The following is a 21,618-nucleotide window of genomic DNA, read 5'->3' on the forward strand; positions in this document are numbered from 1 at the left end:
GCGTGCGAGCGCGCGCATGCGAAGCGGCCCGGACCGTCGGGCCCGGGCCGCTTCGTCACATGGTGGGGGTCAGGCGGCGACGGCCTCGCCCGCGTGGCCGTGCAGGCGGGTGAGGAGCTCGGTGAGCTGCTCGGCGACCTCCGCGTCGTCCACCGGGTGTGTCTCGGCGAAGCGGGTCAGGGAGGACGGGATGGAGATCTTGACGTCCTCGATCACCTTGCCGCCCGCGATGCCCACGGCCTTGCGGACCTCGTCCTGCGCCCACACGCCGCCGTACTGGCCGAAGGCGGTGCCGCCGACGACGACGGGCTTGCCGCCGAAGGCGCCGGCGCCGTACGGGCGGGACAGCCAGTCGATGCCGTTCTTCAGGACGGCCGGGATCGTGCCGTTGTACTCGGGCGTGAGGAGCAGGAACGCGTCGGCGTTCTGCGCGGCCTCGCGGAGCTTCGCGGCGGCGGCGGGGACGCTGCCCTCGACGTCGATGTCCTCGTTGTAGAACGGGATCTCGGCCAGGCCCTCGAACAGCTCGACCTCGGCACCCTCGGGCGCGAGCTTGACGGCCGCCTCGGCGAGCTGGCGGTTGTGCGAACCGGCGCGGAGGCTGCCGACGAGCGTGAGGATACGAACAGACATGGGGACTCCAAAGGGGCGAACAAAAGACTCTCTACGGTCCGGAGACGATCCGGAAAGCGATCCGGACCGAGGTCCGTTTACTGTTCTAGCACCCTAAGCGGACCACGGTCCAGTTCGACCGGGAATGCTTTACGCTGTGTTCATGTCCCAGCGCCCGACCGAGATCCCGGCGTCGCCCGACCCCGCGTCCGAGCCCTTCCTGCTCACGATCGGCCCCGCCGCGGACGACGAGCCCTGCCTGCGCGCCGACGCCGCGCGCAACCGGGCCCGGCTCCTGGAGGCGGCCGCCCGGCTCGTCGCTGAGCACGGCCCGGCGGGCGTCACCATGGAGGCCGTCGCCGCCGCGGCGCAGGTGGGCAAGGGCACGGTCTTCCGCCGCTTCGGCGACCGCACCGGACTGCTGACCGCGCTCCTCGACCACACCACCAAGCAGCTCCAGGCCGACCTGATGAGCGGCCCGCCGCCGCTCGGCCCCGGCGCGCCCGCCGACGAACGGCTGCGCGCCTTCGGCAAGGCCGTGCTGCGCTGGTCCGTGGCCCAACTGGAGTTGCACCTGGCCGCGCAGCCGGAGCCCGCGCGCCGCCTCGCCCACCCCTCGCACCGGGTGCTCGCCACCCACGTCACGATCCTGCTGCGCGAACTCGTCCCCGACGCCGACTGCGTGCTCCAGGCGCAGGCGCTGATGGGCTACCTCGACCCGGCGCTGATCCACTACCTGACGAAGCGGTGCGACATGCCGCTGGAACGGCTGGAGGCGGGCTGGAACGACCTCGTCGCCAGGATCACGGGGACGACGGGCGCACCCGGACCGCGCTGAACCGGTCGGGAAACCCCCGGGGTGACACCGGCATCTGCGGCATCTGTGTGACGACATGTGACTCGACGTGCGCAACCGCGCACACCTTCGCACACTAGGTGACACGCGTCCCCGGACCTAGGAGTTGCCTTGAGCGCACACATGTCTTCTCCCACCCGGTCCCACAGCGAAATACGTGTCGCCTCGGTACCCGCAGGACATGTGTATGTGCGGCACTGCTCCGCACTGGAGCCGGACGGCGTCACCCGGCTGGCGGATCCCCGCCCGAACGGCGCGCCCAGCACCTCGCAGCGATGGTGGCCGCCGGTCATGCTCGACCCGGCCTGGATCGACGCCCACCACCAGGACTTCGACCTGTTCCACCTGCACTTCGGCTTCGACGCCCAGCGCCCCGACCAACTCGCCGCGCTGGTCGACACTTTGCGTCGGCACCGCAAGCCCCTCGTCTACACCGTCCACGACCTGCGCAACCCGCATCAGCCCGACCCGGCGCTCCACGCCGCCGCCCTGGACGTCCTCGTCCCGGCCGCCGACCGCCTCCTCACCCTCACCGCCGGGGCCGCCCAGGCCGTCCAGGAGCGCTGGGACCGCACGGCCACGGTCCTGCCCCACCCGCACGTCGTCGGACTCGACCGCCTCGACCGCCCTCGGCCCGTCCACGACGGCTTCCGGGTGGGGGTGCACGCCAAGAGCCTGCGGCCCAACATGTCCGTGCTCCCCGTCGTCCGCACCCTCGCGGCGACGGTCGCCGAACTCCCCGGCGCCCAGCTCCAGGTCGACGTCCACCGCGACGTCGCGGAACCCGGCTCGCCCGCCCACGCCCCGCACCTCATGAGCGAGCTGAACGACCTCGCCGCACAGGGCCGCCTCCGGCTCGACGTGCACGACTACTTCGACGACGCCCAGCTGTACGCGTACCTCGAATCCCTCGACCTGTCCGTGCTGCCCTACGTGTTCGGCACCCACTCCGGCTGGCTGGAGGCCTGCCACGACCTCGGCACCGCCGTCGCCGCCCCCGACTGCGGCTACTACGCCCAGCAGCGCCCCTGTCACACGTACGGACACACCCAGGAGGGCGGACTCGACGAGGAGTCACTGCGCAAAGCGGTGCTCACCGCATACCAGGAGCGTCCCGCACCGAAGGCGACCGCGCGGGCACGGAGAAACGAACGTGTGCAGGTCGCCGCCGCACACCGCGCCCTCTACGCGGACGTGCTCCGATGACCGCGATGCGGGTGGCGCTCATCGCGTCCGCGCGCCATCCGATCAGCGAACCCTTCGCGGGCGGTCTCGAAGCCCACACCTGGGGCCTCGCGCACGCGCTCGTCAAGCGCGGCCACCACGTGGAACTGTTCGCGGCGCCCGGCTCCGACCCGGCGCTCGGCGCCCGCGAACTCCCCGTGCGCAAGGTCCGGTTGAGCGCGGCGGCCCGCGCGGACGCCAGCATGCCCAGCGCCCGGTGGATGGAGGAGCACCACGCGTACCTGATGCTCATGCTGGAGCTGGCGCGCGACGGGGAGCGGCGGTTCGACGTCGTGCACAACAACAGCCTGCACCACCTCCCCGTCGCGATGGCGTCCACGCTGCGCGTCCCGGTCATCACCACCCTGCACACCCCTCCCACGCCCTGGCTGGAGTCCGCGATCCAGACCCCGGACGCCTGCCCGGTCGCGTTCACCGCCGTCAGCGCGTTCACGGCCTCCGCCTGGCAGCCGCTCGTCCCCGCCGCGCGCGTCGTGCGCAACGGCGTCGACACCGACTTCTGGCAGCCCGGCCCCGGCGGCGACGGCCTGCTCTGGTCCGGCCGCCTCGTCCCCGAGAAAGGCCCCCACCTGGCGATCCGGGCGGCGCGCGCGGCCGGGGTCCCGCTGCGGCTCGCCGGGCCGGTCTCGGACCGGGCCTACTTCGACGCGGAGGTGGCGCCGCTGCTCGGCGACGGCGCCGAGTACGTCGGCCACATCGACCGGCGCGGCCTCGCCGCACTCCTGCGGGAGTCCGCCGCCGCGCTGGTCACACCGAGCTGGGACGAGCCGTACGGGCTCGTCGTCGCCGAGGCGCTGGCCTGCGCGACCCCCGTCTGCGGCTTCGACCGCGGCGCCCTCGCCGAGATCCTCACCCCGGAATGCGGGCTGCTCGCGCCGCCGGGCGACGTCCAGGCCCTCGCCGACCTGATCCCGCGCGTCATGAGGCTCGACCGGCGGGCCGCCCGCGCCCGCGCCGAGGAGTTCTGCGCGCTCGACCGCACCGCCGACGCCTACACCGCCCTCTACGAGGAGGTGTCCGGGTGACCGGGCCCATCGGCTACTACGTGCACCACCAGGGGCGCGGCCACCTGCACCGCGCCCAGTGCGTCGCCGCACACGTACCGGCCCCCGTCACGCTGCTGTCCTCGCTGCCCCGGCCCGCCGACTGGACGGGCCCCTGGGTGGCGCTGCCGCCCGACACCACGGACGACCCGGTCGACCCCACCGCCCGGGGACGGCTGCACTGGGTGCCGTGCCACCACCCGGGACACCGCGAACGGATGGGCGCCATCGCCGAGTGGATCGGACGCGAGACCCCGTCCCTCTTCGTCACTGACGTGTCCGTGGAGGTCGCCGTCCTCGCCCGGCTCATGGGTGTCCCCGTCGTCGTGACGGCCATGCGCGGCGACCGCTCGGACCCCGCGCACCGCCTGGCCTACGACCTCGCGGACGCCCTCCTCGCCCCCTGGCCCCGGTCCCTGCCCGAACCGGGCTGGCCCGCCCCCTGGTACGACAAGACGCTGCACACGGGCAGCATCTCGCGGTTCGACGGACGCCCCAGACCCGCCACCGCCCCGCCCGGCAACGAGGTGGTCGTGCTGATGGGCGCGGGCGGCACCGGACCCACCGCGTCCGCACTGCGCGAGGCGCGCCGCGCGACCCCCGACTGGACCTGGACCGTCCTCGGCGGCGAAGAAGCGGCCTGGACCGACGACCCGTGGCCCCTGCTGTGCCGCGCCCGCGTCGTCGTCACCCACGCCGGGCAGAACGCCGTCGCGGAGTGCGCCGCCGCCGGAGCCCCCACCCTCGTCGTCCCTCAGGACCGCCCGCACGGCGAACAGCACGCCACGGCACGGGCGTTGCGCGCGGCGGACCTGGCGACCGTACGGGAATCATGGCCTCCCGCGCACGCATGGCCCGCCCTCCTTGAAGAGACGGCGGCCCGGCCCAACCGCTGGTCCGCCTGGACCCACGGCGACGGGGCCACGCGCGCCGCACGCCTCCTCACCGACCTGGCCTCCCGCTCACCCAGGCAGCCCGTATGCGCAGCGCGGTGATCACCCTCGCGGCCGGGCGCCACCCGCACCTGCTGCTGCAACAGGACGGGCTCGCGCGCGGCGTGCGCACCCCTGACCAGTACGTCGTCGTCTCCATGGCCGACCCCGGCATCGGCCCGCTCCTCGCTGGCCGGACACCGGCCGCGCAGGTCGTCACCCTGTCCCTCGCCGACGGCCGGCTCCCGCTCGCCGCGGCCCGCAACGAAGGCGCCGCGCGGGCCCTGGCGGGCGGCGCGGAACTCCTCGTCTTCCTCGACGTGGACTGCGTACCGGGCCCCACGCTCCTGGACACGTACGCGCGCGTCGCCGAGGACGGGGCGCTGCTGTGCGGCACGGTCGCCTACCTGCCGCCCCCGCCGCCCGGCGGCTACCGCCTCGACGACCTGGACCGCCTCGCCCCGCCGCACCCGGCGCGGCCCGCACCGCCCGCCGGTCAGGTCGAGCGCGGAGGCGACCCTCACCTCTTCTGGTCCCTCTCCTTCGCGCTCACCGCCCGCACCTGGCGGCGGATCGGCGGCTTCTGCGAGGACTACACCGGGTACGGCGGCGAGGACACCGACTTCGCCGCCACCGCCGCCCGCCGGGGCGTGGACCTGTGGTGGGTGGGCGGCGCGCCCGCCCACCACCAGTACCATCCGACCCACCACCCGCCGGTCCAGCACATCGACGACATCCTGCGCAACGGGGCCCTGTACAAGCGGCGTTGGGGCACCTGGCCGATGGAGGGCTGGCTTCGCGCGTTCGAGGAGGAAGGGCTCGTGGCGCACGACCGGGCCGCCGACGCCTGGCACAGGACCTGAACCGGGCGCCGGACGGCCGCGTCGCCGGGCGCCTGCCCTACTGCTCGGGGCCGTCGGCCCCCTCGCCGTCGTCCGCGTCGCCCTCGGCCTGGGACGGCGTGGTGCGCGGCACGTCGCGGTGCTCCTCCTGCTGCGTGGCCGGGCCGTCGGGGTCGCGGGCGTCGTCGCCGGTGTCGCCCTCGGCCTGGGAGGGGGTGTGCTCGCTCATGGCTCTGCTCCTGGGGGGATGGGGATGGGGATGGGAAGTGGTGGTAGATGGAAAAGGGGGATGGGGAACGGTCCGGAAATTCGCTGTGCCGGGTTCCCCCTTGACCTCAGGAAACACCCTTTCGTCCAGGTCGGCAGCGGCGGGCGGCCCGTCGGGGGACCGGCGGGCCGCGACTGACGCGATCAGCTCTTGTGGTGAGTGCGGGCCCTGGTGACACTTGAGCCGGTTCGGCGAACATCTGGGCGGGCGGGGGACGAGCGGCGGTGGACGACCTGACGCGGGGTGGCGCGTACGAGGTGGTGGACGGGCCCGGCGAGGCACGGACCGTGCGGGAGTTCGTGGCGCTGCTGCGCCGCCGCAAGGAGGCGTCCGGACTCACGTACCGCCAGCTCGAACTGCGCGCGGCGAGGAACGGCGACGTCCTGGCCCGCAGCACCCTCGCGGGCGCCCTCTCCCGGGAGGCCCTTCCCAAGGCGGACCTCCTGTCCGCCTTCGTGCGCGCGTGCGGGGTGAGCGAGGAGGAGGCCGCGGAGTGGGAGGCGGCGCGGGCCCGCCTGGCGACGAACGGGGCGGACACGGACGCCGGGGCTCGGCCCGAGGCCGGTGTCGGCGGTGCGGGCCTGCATGGTGATCCGGACGGTGCGGACGGTGGCGGTGTTCCGGTCCGTGCCGAGGGGGCAGGCGGGTCCTTACGGCGGGGCGGAAAACGGCTGGTGCGGGCGCGGCGGCGCGGGCCGCTGCTCCTGGTCGGCGCCGTGCTGGCCGCCGCGCTCGTGGTCACGGCGGTGCTGGCGAGCAGGGACGACGACACGACGGGCAAGGCCGGGGTCCCCGTGGGCGCGGTCACCGTCCGGCCCCTGGAAGGACCGGATCTCTGTCTCACCGACGGCATGGACAGGCAGGAGCGGTACGACAGCCTGATCGCCGTGTTCCGGCCGTGCGCGGAGGCGTCCCCGCCCGTCACCGAGCTGCGCGCGACGGCGGACGGCCGCCATCGCGTCCGCTGGTACCACCCGGACCACGGCGCCGGATGCCTGGTGGCCCGCGAGGACGGCCCGCCGAAAGGATTCCTCGAACCGTTCGACAACTGCCGCGAGGGCAGCCCCCTGCGCCTAAAACATGTGCGGGGCACCTCCTCCACCTACGTACTCGAAGTCACCGGCGCGCGGTGCGTGACGGCCGGGGCGCGGGGTGAGCGGCCTGTCGACGGGATCGAGGCGGTGGTGCGGGCCTGTGATGGTTCGGCGGGTCAGCGTTTCGTGATCCGCCGCATCTCCACGGGGACGGCCACCTCGACCGCTGGCTGAGTCCGTGCCCTGTGCGCGGCGCGGCCGCGAGGGTTCCCCCGAGCGTGCCCCTCGCAGCCGGCGCCGGGGAAGAAACTGCCGGGCCGGGACCTGTCCGGCAAGGGGTTCGGCTGTCCGGGACAGGGCGAACCTGTCCCGGACAGCCTGGCGGCTACAGCCCGTTGACCTTGCCGCTCGCCGACACCTCGTAGACCAGTGTCACGGTGCGGCGGCCGCCCGGTGGCAGGGAGACGTCCCAGCGGGCGATGCCCTCGGCATCGAGTGCGTCGGGGACGGGCGAGCAGGCGTCCTTGCGCAGCCGCACCTCGACGTCGGCGACCTCGGAGACCGGGATCCGCTCTCGGAGCGTGATCACGCGTTCGCCGGTGTCGTCCGGCGCGGAGAAGCGTGACACGTGCAGTCGGACGGTGCGGGTGAGGACCGTGCGGTGGGTGAGGCCCGAGGTGTCGCGGGACTCCTCGGTCTCGCGGAGCACCCGGTGGCTGTCGGAGCTGCCGAACGCCAGCTCGGCGGTGGCGCCGGGCGCGGTGAAGTCCAGGGTGGAGCGGCCGGTGAAGCCGCTGTCGCGGACCAGCTCCACGGGCCCGGCGAGCAGCGCGTGCCCGCTGGTGTTGGCGAACCGCACCACCTGGGTGACGAGCGGCGAGAGTTCGGGCGCGCACACGTACTCGCTGTGGGCCGCGCCGGTCGTCTCGGTCAGCGGCACACGGTGCGCGCGTCCGTCGCTCGGCACGGAGGCGGGCGCGGGGGCGCGCAGGACACGGACCTCGCCGCCGTCGTCCACCCCGGGGAGCCCGGGAACGGGCGCCGGGCCCACGTCGGTGATGTCCTCCTCGCGCACCTCGATGTCGACGGTCCGGCGTTCGACGGCGGTCCGGTCCCGCAGGGCGAGCCGGTCCTCGACGAGCCGCGGCGGCGCGGTCGCGAGCCCCGACCGGGCCGTCGAAAGCGTCAGCCGGACGCCGGACCAGTCCTCGCCGGTGCGCTGCCACACCATCGCGTCGGTCCGCAGGGACAGGCGGCCCGCGTCGAGCGTGGCCCGGTAGGCGGGGCGCCACAGCGCGCACGGGGTGAGGTGGCCGAGCCGCAGCTCCGCCGGCCCCGCGGCCGCCGCCCGCACCGTCAGCTCGACGTGCGCGGTCAGCTCCGGCGGTTCCTCCTCGGCGGCGTGCAACGCGTGGAGAGCGCGCGGCAGTTCCGTCTCCAGCGTCCGCAATCGTGCCTCCACGGCGCCCAGCTCGTCCTCGTACCGGTCGCGTTCGACGTGGGCGCGGTCCAGCTCGCGGCCCCAGCGCTCGGGTTCGCTCTCGCCGTACCCCGCGCCCTCGCCGATCTCGCGCAGCAGGTCGGCGGCGAGCCGCTCCAACAGGTCGAGGCGGGCCGTCAGCCGGTCGCGGCGCTGACGCAGCGCCCGCTCCTCCTCCTGGAGGGCGTACGTGTGACGGCGCAGCGGGGAGTCCTCGTCGCCGGGCGGCTCGGGCGAGCGCGGTGTCCAGGCCCGTACCAGACGCACGTCGAGGACGGTGGCTCCGTCGGCGCCGTCGCCGGTCAGGTTGGTGTGCAGGCTGCGGTCGACGGCGAGCGCGCTGAGGGGGCCGAGGAGCAGGCGCTGGACACCGGGGCGCAGTGTGAGGGCGGCCGTGCGTTCGACGTGGGCGCGGTCCTCCAGGCAGGTCACGGCGGTGACCGGCAGCGGGATCAGGTCGGTGGCACCGGAAGCGGTGCGGGGTGTGGTCGCCATGGTGGTCAGCTCCTCCGCTCTCCGCCGACGAGGGCCTTGGCGGCCGGGAGGCGGATCTCGTGGCCGCCGTCGAGCACGGCGGTGCCGCCCGCCGGGACGTCCACCCGCCACAGGCGGGTGCCGGGCACGGGCCGCTCGGGTCCGTCGCCGCCGTCCGGCGGGGCCGTCCATCCGCCGTGTTCCTCGATGCGGATGTCGCCCTCGGAGGTGACGGGCACGCGTTCGCGGACCTCGACGGTGACCGTGCGGGGCAGCCGGTTGGCCAGCTCGACGTGGACGCGGTGGTCGAGGACGGTGGTGGTGTTGCGCAACCCGGCGGTGGATTCGCGCAGTTCGGTGCGGCGGCTGACCCGGATCGCCTCGGCCGGGCCGAGCCCGATGCGCCCGGTGCCGCCCGGGGCGATCGTGGGCAGGGCCGTGGTGGGGAGCTGGTCGCCGTCGGAGGTGAGGTCCACGGGGCCCGCGAGCAGGGCCCGGTCGGTCTCGTTGGTGAGCACGAGCGTCGCGTACACGGTCTCCTCGACGGACGGCACGCACACGTACTCGGTGCGCAGCCCGACCGGCAGTTCGGTGACGGTGACGGTGTGCCAGGTGCCGTCGGAGGGGATGTCGGCGGGGCCCTCGGCGTCGTACCGGTGGTCGAAGGAGCCGGCCGACACGCGGGGCGGCACGGCGTGTCCGGGCAGCGGCAGGAACCGCACCGACGCGGCGCGCTCCCGGTCCCCGGCGGCCGCGGGGTTCTCGGGCGTCCCGGGCGCGAGCAGCCCGCGCCGCCCGTCCGGCGCGTCGGCGCCGGCCAGGACGAGGTCGCCGTAGTCGAGCTCGGCGGCGCTGGGTCGCGGCGGCCCGAACCGGGGCGGGGCCGGGGGAGGCGGCGCGGGGGCGGCGCCGGACGCCATCGGGGCGTCGGCGAACAGGGGCGCTCCCGCCCGCGCCTTGCCGACCGAGCGGGGCCGGACGGACCCGGGCGCGGCCGGTGCGGGCGGGGGTGCCCCGTATACCGGCGCTTCCCCGGTGCCGGGCGGGGGCGCGACGTCGTACGACGGCTCCTCCTCGGCGAAGCCGTAGAGCTGTGGTGCCGGTGCCGGTGCCGGTGCCGATCCGGCGGCGCCGGCCGACGACGTCCGCGAGACCGGCCGTGGTCCCGCCGCGTCATGTCCCGCGAACAGCTCGGACAGCCCGGCAGGCGGCTCGCGCCAGCCGGAGGGGGCGGGCGGTGGCTGGCGGCGGCCGATGCGGGTGGAGCGGAGCCTGGGGAGGCCGGTGGGGCGGAGCAGGTCGGCGGTGGACAGGCCGACGCGTACCCCGGTCCAGTCCTCGCCGGTGTGCTGCGCGACCGACGCCCGCAGCACCAGGCGCCCGCCGCCCTCGCCCTGAGGGTGCGTCAGCCGGTACGACGGCGCCCACACGGCGCCGGGCACGCGGTACTCGACGTCGACCGTGATCTCGTCACCGGCCGTGCCCTCCAGGGTGAGCAGGGCCGAGGCCGAGACCCGTACCGGGTCCGGCGCGGCATCCGTGGGGGCGTGGTGCAGCCGTTCGGTGGCCAGGTCCAGCTCGTGGGCGACGCGGCGCAGTTCCTCGTCCCGCTCGTCGAGCTCCGCGTGCAGCGCCGCGAGCCGCTCGTCCACGAAGTCCGCGAGACCGAGCCACGCGTCGACGGGGGTGCGGCGGTGCGGATCGTCGCGCCTGCGCGGCGGCTGGACCGGCCGCACCGCCGCGACCTCCTCGATCCGCCGCCGCTGCCGGTCGCGCCGCGCCTCGGCCGCCCGCCACGCCTCGGTCAGCCGCTCCACCTCGCGGTACAGCTCCTCGTCCGTGTCGGACGCGGAGGGCTCGGCCTCGACGGCGAACCGTGCCTCGGCGACCCGTACGCCCGGCGCGTCCACGACGGCGGCTCGCAGCGACGACGGTTCGAGCGAGAGCGGCAGCCCGCCGACCCGCACCCGGCCGCCGTCCGCAGTGACGACGCCCCGCGCGCGCCGCACGCACACGGCGCCCTGCGCGTACACCACCACCGATGTGAGCGTCGATCCCCACGCCCGCGCCGCTTCCGTCCCCGTACGCGTGTCCGTCATCGTGTGTCCCCCTGTGCACCGCCGTCACCGACCCGGTCCCGGTCGCAGACTACGCCGTGATCATGGGGTGGGGAGCCCCGGTGAGCGGTGTACGCGCGCTGCGTAGGGTTCCCGGTATGGACGACAACGCGCTGCGCAGGGCCGTGACCGAGGCGTTCGCCCGCACCGGGGCGGACACCCCGCCCTGGCCCGACCCGCACGCCGACCGCGACGTGCGCGACGAGGAGTACGAGCGGTGCACGCGCCCGGAGAAGTACCGCATCCTCGCGGCGCGCGCGCAGGCGTGGTCGCGGGCGTTGCGCGCGAGCGGCCTGGCCGTGGCCGAGGAGGCCGTCGACCCGGCGAAGGTGTGGCGCGGGGCCGTCGACGTCCCGGTCGTGGACGCGGTGCGGCTGCGCCCGGCGCGCGCGGACGCCCTGCCGCTCGTGTTCGGGTACGCGGCCGTGGACGGGGTCCCGCGCACGGCCCTGGTGATCGGCGCGGGTGAACCCGCCGTGCAGGTGGGCCTGTTGCCGGACTGCGGCTGCGACGCCTGCGACGACGGCTCCGACTCCCTCCTGGAGGCGGTCGACGAGCTGGTGACGGCCGTGGTGACCGGCGCGTTCACGCACGTCGACGCGGGGCGGGGCCGCGCGATCGTCGCCACGGGGAACGACGACTGGTCGGCGAGCGACTGGGACGACGAGCGGTTCCCGGTGGGCGAGGCGCTCGCGGCGGCGCGGGCGGGACGGTCGCCGTACGAGGTGGTGCGGGGCGCCCCCTGGGCGGAAGCGGAGGGCGGCTTCCGGAACCAGCACTCAGAAAGCGACAGAATCTGACGTCATTATTGTCTCGGTTGTGTTCCCTTCCTAGGGTGGGCGCGGTCCCGCACGAGCTCCCGGCCGGAAGGGCACAGCCATGCCGCACGCGTCCCACCCGTACGTAAGCCGTCGTCGTCTCCTCGAAGCGGGGGCCGCCGTGCTCGGCGCGCTCGCGCTGCCGACCGTGCTGCCCGGCGCGAAGGCGTTCGGCGCCGCGGGCGACGTCACCGCGGGCGGCGACGAGTGGAACGGGCACATCGACCTCTTCCGCCTCGGCACCGAGCCCGCCCACACCACCCTCATGCCGTACGAGAGCGTCCGCCAGGCCCTCGCCGCCGACCGCACCAGATCCCCGTACCGGCAGAGCCTCGACGGCGACTGGAAGTTCGCGTACGTGGAGCGGCCCGCCGACAAGCTCGACGACTTCTACCGCACCGACCTCGACGACTCCGGCTGGGAGACGATCCCCGTCCCCTCGGCCTGGCAGATGCACGGCCACGACCGCCCGATCTACGTCAACATAACCTACCCGTGGTGGGGCGCCAACGGGCTCGGCGAGGACGCCCAGCCGCCCGCCGCGCCGACCCGCTACAACCCGGTGGGCCAGTACCGGCGCACGTTCACGGTGCCGCGGGGCTGGCGGGGCCGGCGGACGTTCCTGCACTTCGAGGGCGTCAAGGCGGCGCACTACGTATGGGTCAACGGCCAACTCGCCGGATACCACGAGGACTCGTACACACCCGCCGAGTACGACGTCACGCCCTACCTGAAGGACGGCACCAACCACGTCGCCGTCGAGGTCTACCGCTACTCCGACGGTGACTGGATGCAGGACCAGGACATGATCCGCCTCAGCGGCATCTTCCGGTCCGTGTACCTGTACTCGACGCCCACGGTCCACCTCCGCGACTTCAAGATCGAGACCCCGCTGGGCGACGGATACACGTCGGCGGAGCTGTCGGTCACCGCGCACGTACGCGACTACGCGGGCGACGCCGACGGGGCGACCTACACCGTCGAGACCCAGCTCTACGACGCCGACGGGCACGCCGTCTGGTCCAGACCGCTGTCCCGCCCGGCGGCGCTGACGGACGCCGAAGTGACCGTCGAAGGCGCCAAGTCCGTCCCCTCGCCGCGCCTGTGGTCCGCCGAGGACCCCTACCTCTACACCGCCGTCCTGCGCCTGCGCGACCCGCGCGGGAAGGTCGTCGAGACACTCTCGCACCGCGTCGGCCTGCGCGAGTTCGCGCTCAAGGACGGCCTCATGCGGATCAACGGGCAGCCCGTCTCGCTGCGCGGCACCAACCGCCACGAGATGCACCCGGACCGCGGCTCCGCCCTCACCCGCGCCGACATGGTCCGCGACATCGAGATCATCAAGCGGCTGAACATCAACTCCGTGCGCACCTCGCACTACCCCAACAACCCGCTGTGGCTCGAACTCGCCGACGAGTACGGCCTCTACCTCGTCGGCGAGACCAACCTGGAGACCCACGGCATCAACGGCTCCTACCCGGGCGACCGCGCCGACTGGACCACCGCCTGCGTCGCCCGCGCGCAGAACATGGTCCACCGCGACAAGAACCACGCCTCCGCCGTCATCTGGTCGCTCGGCAACGAGGCGGGCGGCGGCTCCGCCTTCAAGGCCATGCACGACTGGATCCACGGCTACGACCCGACCCGCGTCATCCACTACGAGGGCGACGACCGGCCCGGCGTCAGCGACATCCGCTCCAAGATGTACGAGTCGCCGAGCCGCGTCGAGGAGCGCGCGAAGGACACCTCCGACACCCGCCCGTACGTGATGGTCGAGTACGCCCACTCGATGGGGAACTCCACCGGCAACCTCAAGGAGTACTGGGACGTCGTACGCCGCCACGACGTCCTGCAAGGCGGCTGGATCTGGGACTTCGTCGACCAGGCCCTGAACTGGCCCACCCCGCCCCGCACCCTCCTCACCGAGACGGGACCCGCGCGCCTCACGGGGCAGATCGTCAACCCCTCGGGCTCCTTCAGCAGCGACAAGGGCGTCTCCGGCGCGACCGTCTTCGCCCGCGACGACCGCCTCGACCTGCGCGGCTCACTGACCCTCGAAGCCTGGACGACCCCGCACGTGCGCGGCTACGACCAGCCGATCCTCGCCAAGGGCGACACCCACTACGCGCTCAAGCAGTCCGGGAAGACCCTGGAGTTCTTCTTCTACGCGGACGGCCAGTGGATCGCCGCGTCCTGGACCACGCCCGACGAAGGCTGGACGGGCGTCGAGCACCACATAGCGGGCGTCCTCGACGCGGACAAGGGCACGCTCACCCTGTACGTGGACGGCGCGGTCAAGGCGACGAGGACGACCACGCGCAGGCCGACCGGATCCACGGCACCCCTCTCCCTCGCCGGTGAGGTCGAGAACCCCACCCGGGAGCTGAGCGGCACCGTCCGCCGGGCCCGCGTGTACGCCCGCGCGCTGTCCGCCGCCGAACTCGCCGACGACGGGCGCGGCCCCGACGACGACGGCGTGCGGTTCTGGTTCGACGCCCGCACCGCCGGCCACGCGACGGAGAAGGCGCGGGACAAGACGTTCGCCGCGTACGGCGGCGACTGGGGCGACAACCCCAACGACGGCGCCTTCAGCGGCGACGGCATCGTCCTGCCCGACCGCGGCCACACCGGAAAGGCCGCCCAGGTCAAGCGGGTCTACCAGACGATCGTCGCGACCCCCAAGGACGGCGGCGCGCCCGGCGAGATCACCCTCACCAACGAGAACCTGTTCACCACCCTCCGCGCCTACGACGGCTCCTGGGAACTCGCCTGCGACGGAGAAGTGGTGCGGCGCGGCAGGCTCAGCCGCGCCCAGCTCGACGTGGCCCCGCTGAGCAGCAAGGACATCACCGTCCCCGTACGCCTGCCGGACCGCCCGGCCCCCGGCGCCGAATACTTCCTCCAGCTGTCCTTCACCACCAAGGAGCGCGCCCCCTGGGCGGACGCCGGCTTCGAGGTGGCCCGCGTCCAACTCCCGCTCGACGCGCACAGCCCCGAGGTCACCCCCGTACCGCTCGCCGGCATCCCGAGGCTGTCGTACGAGGACGGTGCCGCGAAGGTCACCGTCACGGGCGCCAAGGGCCTCAAGGTCGTCGTCGACAAGTCGACCGGGCTCCTCACGACGTTCGAAGCGGGCGGCACGAAGCTGCTCGTCACCGGCGCGGTCCCGAACTTCTGGCGCGCCCCCACCGACAACGACCAGGGCAACGGCCAGCACACCCGCAACCAGACCTGGCGGGACGCGGGCGCCCGCCGCGAGGTCGAGGAGGTGACGGTGCGCGCGCTCGACGGCCGCGCGGTCGTCATCACCGTCAAGGGCACCCTGCCCACGTCCACCGCGTCCGCGTACAGCACGGCCTACACCGTCTTCGGCAACGGCGAGATCAAGGTCGACAACACCCTCCACCCGGGCGCCCCCGACCTCCCGTACATCCCCGAGGTCGGCACGATCCTGCACCTGCCCGCCGCCCTCGACCGGCTGCACTACTACGGCCGCGGGCCCGAGGAGAACCACTGGGACCGCAAGGACGGCACCGACGTGGGCCGCTACTCCTCCACCGTGCGCGACCAGTGGACCCCCTACCTCCGGCCGCAGGAGAACGGCAACAAGACGGACGTGCGCTGGGCGGCGCTCACCGACCGGCGCGGCCGCGGCCTGCTCGTGTGGGGCGACGGGCTCCTCGAACTCAACGCCTCCCACTTCACGCCCGAGGACCTGTCCGTCGGCGCGCGCCACGACTACCAGCTCACCCCGCGCGACGAGGTGGTCCTGCGCGTCAACCACCGGCAGATGGGCGTCGGCGGCGACAACAGCTGGGGCGCGCACACCCACGACGCGTACAAGCTCTTCGCCGACCGCGACTACGCCTACACCTACCGGCTGCGGCCCCTCACGGACGTGACGGAGGCGCCGAGGGCCGCACGGCGGCCCACCGCCACGCGCTAGCGGGGCCGTACGGGAGACTCGGGGTACGCCGCGGCCCGGCGGCGTACCCGCCACCCCCTGGAGTTGACGCATGCCCTTCGACATAGCCGCGATCCGCGCCCAGGTCCCCGCGCTCGCCTCCGGCTCCGCCCGGTTCGACGCGCCGGGCGGCACGCAGACCCCTCAGCCGGTCATCGACGCCGTCGTCGCCGCGCTGACCGGACCGACGGCCAACCGCGGCCGGACCACCGAGGGCGAGCTGAACGCGGAGCGCATCGTCGCCGGGGCGCGCGAGGCCCTCGGCGACCTGCTCGGCACCGCGCCCGGCACCGTCGTCTTCGGACGCAGCGCCACGCAGCTCACGTACGACCTGTCGCGCACGCTCGCCAAGACCTGGGAGCCGGGCGACGAGGTCGTGGTGACCCGGCTCGACCACGACTCCAACATCCGGCCGTGGGTGCAGGCCGCCCAAGCGGTCGGCGCGGTCGTGAAGTGGGCCGACTTCGACCCGGCGACGAGCGAACTGCGCCCCGAGCACATCGAGCCGCACCTGTCCGGGCGGACCCGGCTCGTCGCCGTCACCGCCGCCTCCAACCTCACCGGGGCGCGCCCCGACCTGCCCGCGATCGCCGCCCTGGCCCACGGCGCGGGCGCCCTGCTCCACGTCGACGCCGTGGGATACGCCTCGCACGCCCTCGTGGACGTCACCGCGATGGGTGCCGACACGCTCGTCTGCTCGCCCTACAAGTTCCTCGGCCCGCACCTGGGCGTGCTGACCGGCCGGGCCGACCTCCTGGAGTCCCTGCGCCCCGACAAGCTGCTCCCGTCCAGCGACCAGGTGCCCGAGCGCTTCGAACTGGGCACGCTGCCCTACGAGTTGCTGGCCGGGGCGCACGCCGCGGTGGACTTCCTCGCGGACCTCGACCCGGACGCCCGGGGCCGTAGCCGCCGCGCACGGCTGACCGCGTCGTTCGCGGCGCTCGAGGAGCACGAGCACGCGCTGGCGAAGCGCCTCGCGGACGGGCTCGCGGAGCTGACCGGCATCACCGTGCACGGCCGCCCCGCGTACCCGACCCCGATCGTGCTGTTCACGGTGGCGGGCCACAGCCCGGCCGAGGTCTCCCGCCACCTCGCCGCGCACGGCGTCGACGCCCCGGCCGGTTCCTTCTACGCCGTGCACGCCGCGGAGGCGCTCGGCCTGGGCGCGGAGGGCGGCGTACGGGCCGGGTTCGCCCCCTACACCAGCGAGGAGGACGTGGACCGGCTCCTCGCGGCCCTGCGGCTCCTCGACGCCACGCCGGTCCCGGCCTGAAAGACCGGAGGACCGACCCGCGTCACCCCGTGCTGCAGGAGACGGTGGGCCAGGTGGTGTTGCCGTTGTGCTGGATGGTGACGCCGAAATTGTTGCCGTTGCCGTTGGGTTTGGCGGTCAGGGTCTGTGCGTCGGGATAGCCGGCGCTGATGTTCCAGGTGGAGAGGACCTTGGCGGGGGAGGGGACGTTCATGGTGACGGTCCAGTTGGTGGAGCCGGTGACGGCGACGTTGAGGTTGTAGCGGTCGCTCCATGACTGCCCGGCGGAGAGCGTGGCGGTGCACCCGCCATTGCCACCGCCACCGCCGTCCGATCCTCCGTCGGGTGCGACGGCGCGGCCCGTGACCGGCGAGATCATGCGGGTGCACAGGCCGCCCGCGGCGAGGTTCTGCGCGATGCGCGGGATCGCGGCGAGCGTGTTGGCGGGCCAGTCGTGCATCAGGATGACCTGGCCACTCGTGAGCCGTCCCACGGCCGCCACGATCTGGTCGACACTGGCGTTGTTCCAGTCCTGCGAGTCCACGTCCCAGATGATCTCCTTCAGGCCGTACTTGGACTCGACGGCCCTGACCGTCGCGTTCGTCTCGCCGTACGGCGGCCGGAACAGCTTCGGCGTCCCTCCGCCCGCGTTGGCGATGGCCTGCTGGGTGCGGGTGATCTCCGAGTCGATCTGCGCCTGCCCGAGCGTGGTCAGGTGCGGGTGCGTGTAGCTGTGGTTGGCGACCCACATCCCGGCGCTGACCTGCGCCCGTACCTGGGCCGGGTTGGCGGCGGCGTACTGGCCCTCGTTGAACATGGTGGCCCGAAGGCCGTTCTGCTTCAGCGCGTTGAGCAGGGCGGGGGTGGTGCTCGACGGGCCGTCGTCGAAGGTGAGGCCGACGTAACCGGTGCAGGCGGCGGCCTGCGCGGGCGCTGCGGCGTGGACGGTGAGGGTGCTCGCGGCGGCCAGGGCGACGACCGCCAATCTCGCGATCAGGGAACGCGGACGCATGGTGGGGGCTCCTTGGACATCGAGGGGACGGCGGTCAGCTCGTGCTGCAGGAGACGGATGGCCAGGTGGTGTTGCCGTTGTGCTGGATGGTGACGCCGAAGGTGTTGCCGTTGCCGTTGGGTTTGGCGACCAGGGTCTGGGCGTCGGGGTAGCTGGCGGTGGTGTTCCAGGTGGAGAGGACCTTGGCGGGGGAGGGGACGTTCATGGTGACGGTCCAGTTGGTGGAGCCGGTGACGGCGACGTTGAGGTTGTAGCGGTCGCTCCATGACTGCCCGGCGGAGAGCGTGGCGGTGCACCCGCCATTGCCACCGCCACCGCCGTCCGATCCTCCGTCGGGTGCGACGGCGCGGCCCGTGACCGGCGAGATCATGCCGGAGCACAGGCCGCGCGCGGCGAGGTTCTGCGCGATGCGCGGGATCGCGGCGAGCGTGTTGGCGGGCCAGTCGTGCATCAGGATGACCTGGCCACTCGTGAGCCGTCCCACGGACGACACGATCTGGTCGACACTGGCGTTTTTCCAGTCCTGCGAGTCCACGTCCCAGATGATCTCCTTCAGGCCGTACTTGGACTCGACGGCCCTGACCGTCGCGTTCGTCTCGCCGTACGGCGGCCGGAACAGCTTCGGCGTCCCTCCGCCCGCGTTGGCGATGGCCTGCTGGGTGCGGGTGATCTCCGAGTCGATCTGCGCCTGCCCGAGCGTGGTCAGGTGCGGGTGCGTGTAGCTGTGGTTGGCGACCCACATCCCGGCGCTGACCTGCGCCCGTACCTGGGCCGGGTTGGCGGCGGCGTACTGGCCCTCGTTGAACATGGTGGCCCGAAGGCCGTTCTGCTTCAGCGCGTTGAGCAGGGCGGGGGTGGTGCTCGACGGGCCGTCGTCGAAGGTGAGGCCGACGTAACCGGTGCAGGCGGCGGCCTGCGCGGGCGCTGCGGCGTGGACGGTGAGGGTGCTCGCGGCGGCCAGGGCGACGACCGCCAATCTCGCGATCAGGGAACGCGGACGCATGGTGGGGGCTCCTTGGACATCGAGGGGACGGCGGTCAGCTCGTGCTGCAGGAGACGGATGGCCAGGTGGTGTTGCCGTTGTGCTGGATGGTGACGCCGAAGGTGTTGCCGTTGCCGTTGGGTTTGGCGACCAGGGTCTGGGCGTCGGGGTAGCTGGCGGTGGTGTTCCAGGTGGAGAGGACCTTGGCGGGGGAGGGGACCTTCATGGTGACGGTCCAGTTGCTGGAGCCGCTGACGGCGACGTCGAGGTTGTAGCGGTCGCTCCATGACTGTCCGGCGGAGAGCGTGGCGCTGCATCCGCCATTGCCGCCACCGCCACCGCCCGAACCCGTGCCGCCCACGGTGATGTTGGAGCTGCCACTGCTCTGGTAGCCCTCGGTCGCCATGATCATGTAGTAGTTGAAGCTGCCGAGCGGCATACCGGCGCGGGCCCACGCGTCGAAGTGGTTCCCGGTCGTGATGGTGCCGCCGGTCCGCTTCGACTGCCGCACGCTCCAGTACTGGTCGAAGGTCTTGTTCCCCTCGACGGACGGCGCGTTGTACCGCGTCGTCTTGTAGATGTCGTACGTGCCGCCGTCGCTGGTGACGGTCCCCTTGTAGGTGCCGGTGGGCCGGAACGTGCCCCAGTTGTCGACGATGTAGTACTCGACCAGCGGGTTCGACGTCCAGCCGTAGAGCGCCAGATAGGCGTTGCCGGACGGGTTGAACGTCCCCGAGTACGTCACGGTCCTGCGTCCGCCGTTGGCCCAGCCCTTGCCGGCGACGAAGTTCCCGGTGTTCCTCCAGGACGTGCTGTAGCTGCCGCCGGAGCTCAGGTTCATGGAGACCGTGCCGGGGGCGTCGGTCCAGAACGAGTAGTAGTACCCGTTGTCGGTGCCGGTCTGGTTCGTCGTGACGGTCGTGTCGGCGCGCGCGGTGCCGGGCAGGGCCAGCGCGGCGACGGCGACCAGCAGCGCGGCGCAAAGACTGCTGACGAGCCACCTGAACCGGTGTACGGGGGTGTCGTTCACGGGCGTGCCTCCTCCTGTACCTCGTGCTCTTCCTGTGACGGCGACAGCTTTGATCTGGCCCTGCCAAGTGTCAAGAGTTTCGACAACGGCATCGAAAGGCCGCCCACCGTTTCAGCAGGCAATAGCAGGTCGCAAGGGGGTAGTCGTTGGGCATTGCGTCGGCCATACCGGCTTTCTATCTCTCGAAAGTTTCGGAAAGTTGTCGGTGATTTTCGAGACGGCGCGGGCGGCGCGTCTCGCCCGTACGGCTCACCCGGCGCGCCCCGCGTCGCCCGCGCCGCTCCAATGGACGCGTGCTCATCTCGCCGCCGGACGACTGCCTCGCCCGCAATGAATGGGTCTGCGGTGCCTACCTGCGCACGCGGCGGCACATCCTGCTCGACGCCGTCGTGCAGCATCTGCAGATCACGTCGGTCGCCGTCGCGATCGCGCTCGTCATCGCCGTGCCGCTGGCCGTCGTCGCCCGGCGGTGGGGATGGGCGGCCGGACCCGTGCTCGCCCTGACCACCGTGCTGTACACGATCCCGTCGCTCGCCATGTTCTCGCTGCTGCTGCCCGCCTACGGCCTTTCGGCCACACTCGTCGTCGCCGGGCTCGTGCTGTACTCGCTGACCCTGCTCGTGCGGAACATCCTCGCCGGGCTGCGCGCCGTCCCGGACGAGACCCGGCAGGCCGCGCGCGGCATGGGGTACGGGCCGATCCGGCTGCTGCTCGCCGTCGAGCTGCCCCTCGCGCTGCCCGCCGCCATGGCGGGGCTGCGCATCGCCACCGTCTCCGCCGTCTCCCTGGTGACCGTCGGCGCCATCGTCGGGCACGGCGGGCTCGGCAACCTGATCTACACGGGTATGAACACGTATTTCAAGGCGCAGGTGCTCACCGCCTCGGTGCTGTGCGTCGTCATCGCCGTCGCCGCCGATCTGCTGCTGCTCGGCGTGGGACGGCTCCTCACCCCGTGGACGAGAGCGAGCCGCGCGTGAAGACCCTCACCGACGCCTGGAACTGGCTCGCCGATCCCGCGCACTGGTCCGGTGACGACGGTGTCTGGCACCGGCTCGCGCAGCACCTCGTCCTCACCGTCGTCTGCCTCGTCGTCTCGTGTCTGATCGCCCTGCCGGTCGCCCTCGTCCTCGGCCATCTCGGCAAGGGCGGCGCGCTCGCCGTCAACCTCTCCAACGTGGGGCGGGCCGTGCCCACCTTCGCCGTCCTCGTACTGCTGCTCCTCACCCCGCTCGGCCGGTACGGGGAAGGGCCCACCGTCGTCGCCCTCGTCCTGTTCGCGGTGCCGCCCCTGCTCACCAACGCGTACGTGGGCATGCGCGGGGTCGACCGGGAAGTCGTGCGGGCCGCGCGCGGGATGGGCATGACCGGGCGGCAGATGCTGCTCAAGGTGGAGGCCCCGCTGGCGCTGCCGATGATCCTCAACGGGGTGCGGATCGCCGCCGTGCAGCTCGTCGCCACCGCCACCATCGCCGCGCTCGCGGGCGGCGGCGGGCTCGGGCGGATCATCACCGCCGGGTTCAACCTCGCCAGTACCCCGCAGGTCGTGGCGGGCGCCGCGCTCGTCGCCGTGTTCGCGCTCGTCGTCGAGGGGGTCTTCGAGATCGCCGAGCGGTGCGGGCCGGCGTGGGCGTGGGGGAGGGCCGGGTGAGCGGGTCGG

18 protein-coding genes are annotated in these 21,618 nt (G+C 73.3%); 11 read left to right on the forward strand and 7 right to left on the reverse strand.

Features of this window, described 5'->3' with window-relative positions:
- Positions 1-69: 69 nt before the first annotated feature.
- The gene (locus tag ABZ877_RS03845; RefSeq protein WP_361063778.1) at positions 70-633 is read right to left on the reverse strand and encodes an NADPH-dependent FMN reductase; all 564 of its coding nucleotides are present in this window, start codon (positions 631-633) and stop codon (positions 70-72) included.
- A 124-nt stretch (positions 634-757) separates the two neighbouring features.
- On the opposite strand from ABZ877_RS03845, the gene ABZ877_RS03850 reads away from it, so the two are divergent.
- The 5 genes from ABZ877_RS03850 (at position 758) to ABZ877_RS03870 (ending at position 5,551) form a co-directional block, all read left to right on the forward strand.
- Complete coding sequence (locus tag ABZ877_RS03850; protein ID WP_361063781.1) at positions 758-1,450, forward strand: TetR/AcrR family transcriptional regulator; 693 nt, start codon at positions 758-760, stop codon at positions 1,448-1,450.
- 207 nt (positions 1,451-1,657) lie between these two features.
- On the forward strand, positions 1,658-2,674 hold the full coding sequence (locus ABZ877_RS03855; protein ID WP_361063783.1) for a glycosyltransferase family 1 protein: 1,017 nt from the start codon (positions 1,658-1,660) through the stop codon (positions 2,672-2,674).
- Positions 2,671-3,738 (forward strand): glycosyltransferase, encoded by a 1,068-nt coding sequence (locus ABZ877_RS03860; protein WP_361063786.1) that lies wholly within the window; start codon positions 2,671-2,673, stop codon positions 3,736-3,738. The genes ABZ877_RS03855 and ABZ877_RS03860 overlap by 4 nt, the downstream gene beginning before the upstream one ends.
- Positions 3,735-4,751 (forward strand): glycosyltransferase, encoded by a 1,017-nt coding sequence (locus ABZ877_RS03865; RefSeq protein WP_361063789.1) that lies wholly within the window; start codon positions 3,735-3,737, stop codon positions 4,749-4,751. The genes ABZ877_RS03860 and ABZ877_RS03865 overlap by 4 nt, the downstream gene beginning before the upstream one ends.
- Positions 4,736-5,551 (forward strand): galactosyltransferase-related protein, encoded by an 816-nt coding sequence (locus tag ABZ877_RS03870; protein WP_361063792.1) that lies wholly within the window; start codon positions 4,736-4,738, stop codon positions 5,549-5,551. Before ABZ877_RS03865 ends, ABZ877_RS03870 begins: the two co-directional genes overlap by 16 nt.
- Before the next feature lie 37 nt (positions 5,552-5,588).
- On the opposite strand, the gene ABZ877_RS03875 is transcribed toward ABZ877_RS03870, so the two are convergent.
- Complete coding sequence (locus ABZ877_RS03875; protein WP_361063795.1) at positions 5,589-5,759, reverse strand: hypothetical protein; 171 nt, start codon at positions 5,757-5,759, stop codon at positions 5,589-5,591.
- 263 nt (positions 5,760-6,022) lie between these two features.
- On the opposite strand from ABZ877_RS03875, the gene ABZ877_RS03880 reads away from it, so the two are divergent.
- Positions 6,023-7,066: an XRE family transcriptional regulator gene (locus tag ABZ877_RS03880; protein ID WP_361063798.1), complete on the forward strand. Its 1,044-nt coding sequence runs from the start codon at positions 6,023-6,025 to the stop codon at positions 7,064-7,066.
- A 151-nt stretch (positions 7,067-7,217) separates the two neighbouring features.
- Here ABZ877_RS03880 and ABZ877_RS03885 read toward each other — a convergent pair whose 3' ends face one another.
- Positions 7,218-8,807, reverse strand: a complete 1,590-nt coding sequence (locus ABZ877_RS03885) for a mucoidy inhibitor MuiA family protein (protein ID WP_361063801.1) — start codon at positions 8,805-8,807, stop codon at positions 7,218-7,220.
- A gap of 5 nt (positions 8,808-8,812) precedes the next feature.
- Positions 8,813-10,885, reverse strand: coding sequence for a DUF4139 domain-containing protein (locus ABZ877_RS03890; protein WP_361063804.1), 2,073 nt, complete (start codon positions 10,883-10,885; stop codon positions 8,813-8,815).
- 116 nt (positions 10,886-11,001) lie between these two features.
- Between ABZ877_RS03890 and ABZ877_RS03895 the strand changes: the two genes are divergently transcribed.
- The 3 genes from ABZ877_RS03895 to ABZ877_RS03905 all read left to right on the forward strand — a co-directional run bounded on the left by ABZ877_RS03895 (position 11,002) and on the right by ABZ877_RS03905 (position 16,958).
- Positions 11,002-11,703 carry a DUF6226 family protein gene (locus tag ABZ877_RS03895; protein WP_361063807.1) on the forward strand — a complete coding sequence of 234 codons (702 nt, stop codon included), beginning with the start codon at positions 11,002-11,004 and terminating at the stop codon, positions 11,701-11,703.
- A 79-nt stretch (positions 11,704-11,782) separates the two neighbouring features.
- A complete protein-coding gene (locus ABZ877_RS03900; RefSeq protein WP_361063810.1) occupies positions 11,783-15,667 on the forward strand; it encodes a glycoside hydrolase family 2 TIM barrel-domain containing protein in 3,885 nt (1,294 codons plus the stop codon).
- Positions 15,668-15,737: 70 nt separating this feature from the next.
- Positions 15,738-16,958 (forward strand): cysteine desulfurase-like protein, encoded by a 1,221-nt coding sequence (locus ABZ877_RS03905; RefSeq protein WP_361063813.1) that lies wholly within the window; start codon positions 15,738-15,740, stop codon positions 16,956-16,958.
- A gap of 22 nt (positions 16,959-16,980) precedes the next feature.
- On the opposite strand, the gene ABZ877_RS03910 is transcribed toward ABZ877_RS03905, so the two are convergent.
- The 3 genes from ABZ877_RS03910 to ABZ877_RS03920 are packed head-to-tail and all read right to left on the reverse strand — an operon-like array spanning position 16,981 to position 19,961.
- The gene (locus tag ABZ877_RS03910) at positions 16,981-17,949 is read right to left on the reverse strand and encodes a polysaccharide deacetylase family protein (RefSeq protein ID WP_361063816.1); all 969 of its coding nucleotides are present in this window, start codon (positions 17,947-17,949) and stop codon (positions 16,981-16,983) included.
- 34 nt (positions 17,950-17,983) lie between these two features.
- A complete protein-coding gene (locus ABZ877_RS03915) occupies positions 17,984-18,952 on the reverse strand; it encodes a polysaccharide deacetylase family protein (protein WP_361063819.1) in 969 nt (322 codons plus the stop codon).
- A gap of 34 nt (positions 18,953-18,986) precedes the next feature.
- Complete coding sequence (locus tag ABZ877_RS03920) at positions 18,987-19,961, reverse strand: glycoside hydrolase family 11 protein (protein WP_361063821.1); 975 nt, start codon at positions 19,959-19,961, stop codon at positions 18,987-18,989.
- A gap of 299 nt (positions 19,962-20,260) precedes the next feature.
- On the opposite strand from ABZ877_RS03920, the gene ABZ877_RS03925 reads away from it, so the two are divergent.
- Complete coding sequence (locus ABZ877_RS03925) at positions 20,261-20,938, forward strand: ABC transporter permease (RefSeq protein ID WP_361063892.1); 678 nt, start codon at positions 20,261-20,263, stop codon at positions 20,936-20,938.
- On the forward strand, positions 20,935-21,609 hold the full coding sequence (locus tag ABZ877_RS03930) for an ABC transporter permease subunit (protein ID WP_361063895.1): 675 nt from the start codon (positions 20,935-20,937) through the stop codon (positions 21,607-21,609). Before ABZ877_RS03925 ends, ABZ877_RS03930 begins: the two co-directional genes overlap by 4 nt.
- Positions 21,610-21,618 lie beyond the last annotated feature (9 nt).

Source organism: Streptomyces sp. NPDC046939 (assembly GCF_040644575.1).
Lineage (GTDB): Bacteria > Actinomycetota > Actinomycetes > Streptomycetales > Streptomycetaceae > Streptomyces.

What these genes read in the sequence shown, in the direction of transcription:
- ABZ877_RS03875 (WP_361063795.1), bottom strand. Translation starts at nt 5,759, where the DNA reads ATGAGCGAGCACACCCCCTCCCAGGCCGAGGGCGACACCGGCGACGAC.
- ABZ877_RS03845 (WP_361063778.1), bottom strand. Translation starts at nt 633, where the DNA reads ATGTCTGTTCGTATCCTCACGCTCGTCGGCAGCCTCCGCGCCGGTTCG.
- ABZ877_RS03885 (WP_361063801.1), bottom strand. Translation starts at nt 8,807, where the DNA reads ATGGCGACCACACCCCGCACCGCTTCCGGTGCCACCGACCTGATCCCG.
- ABZ877_RS03900 (WP_361063810.1), top strand. Translation starts at nt 11,783, where the DNA reads ATGCCGCACGCGTCCCACCCGTACGTAAGCCGTCGTCGTCTCCTCGAA.
- ABZ877_RS03890 (WP_361063804.1), bottom strand. Translation starts at nt 10,885, where the DNA reads ATGACGGACACGCGTACGGGGACGGAAGCGGCGCGGGCGTGGGGATCG.
- ABZ877_RS03850 (WP_361063781.1), top strand. Translation starts at nt 758, where the DNA reads ATGCTTTACGCTGTGTTCATGTCCCAGCGCCCGACCGAGATCCCGGCG.
- ABZ877_RS03905 (WP_361063813.1), top strand. Translation starts at nt 15,738, where the DNA reads ATGCCCTTCGACATAGCCGCGATCCGCGCCCAGGTCCCCGCGCTCGCC.
- ABZ877_RS03895 (WP_361063807.1), top strand. Translation starts at nt 11,002, where the DNA reads ATGGACGACAACGCGCTGCGCAGGGCCGTGACCGAGGCGTTCGCCCGC.
- ABZ877_RS03860 (WP_361063786.1), top strand. Translation starts at nt 2,671, where the DNA reads ATGACCGCGATGCGGGTGGCGCTCATCGCGTCCGCGCGCCATCCGATC.
- ABZ877_RS03910 (WP_361063816.1), bottom strand. Translation starts at nt 17,949, where the DNA reads ATGCGTCCGCGTTCCCTGATCGCGAGATTGGCGGTCGTCGCCCTGGCC.
- ABZ877_RS03915 (WP_361063819.1), bottom strand. Translation starts at nt 18,952, where the DNA reads ATGCGTCCGCGTTCCCTGATCGCGAGATTGGCGGTCGTCGCCCTGGCC.
- ABZ877_RS03870 (WP_361063792.1), top strand. Translation starts at nt 4,736, where the DNA reads ATGCGCAGCGCGGTGATCACCCTCGCGGCCGGGCGCCACCCGCACCTG.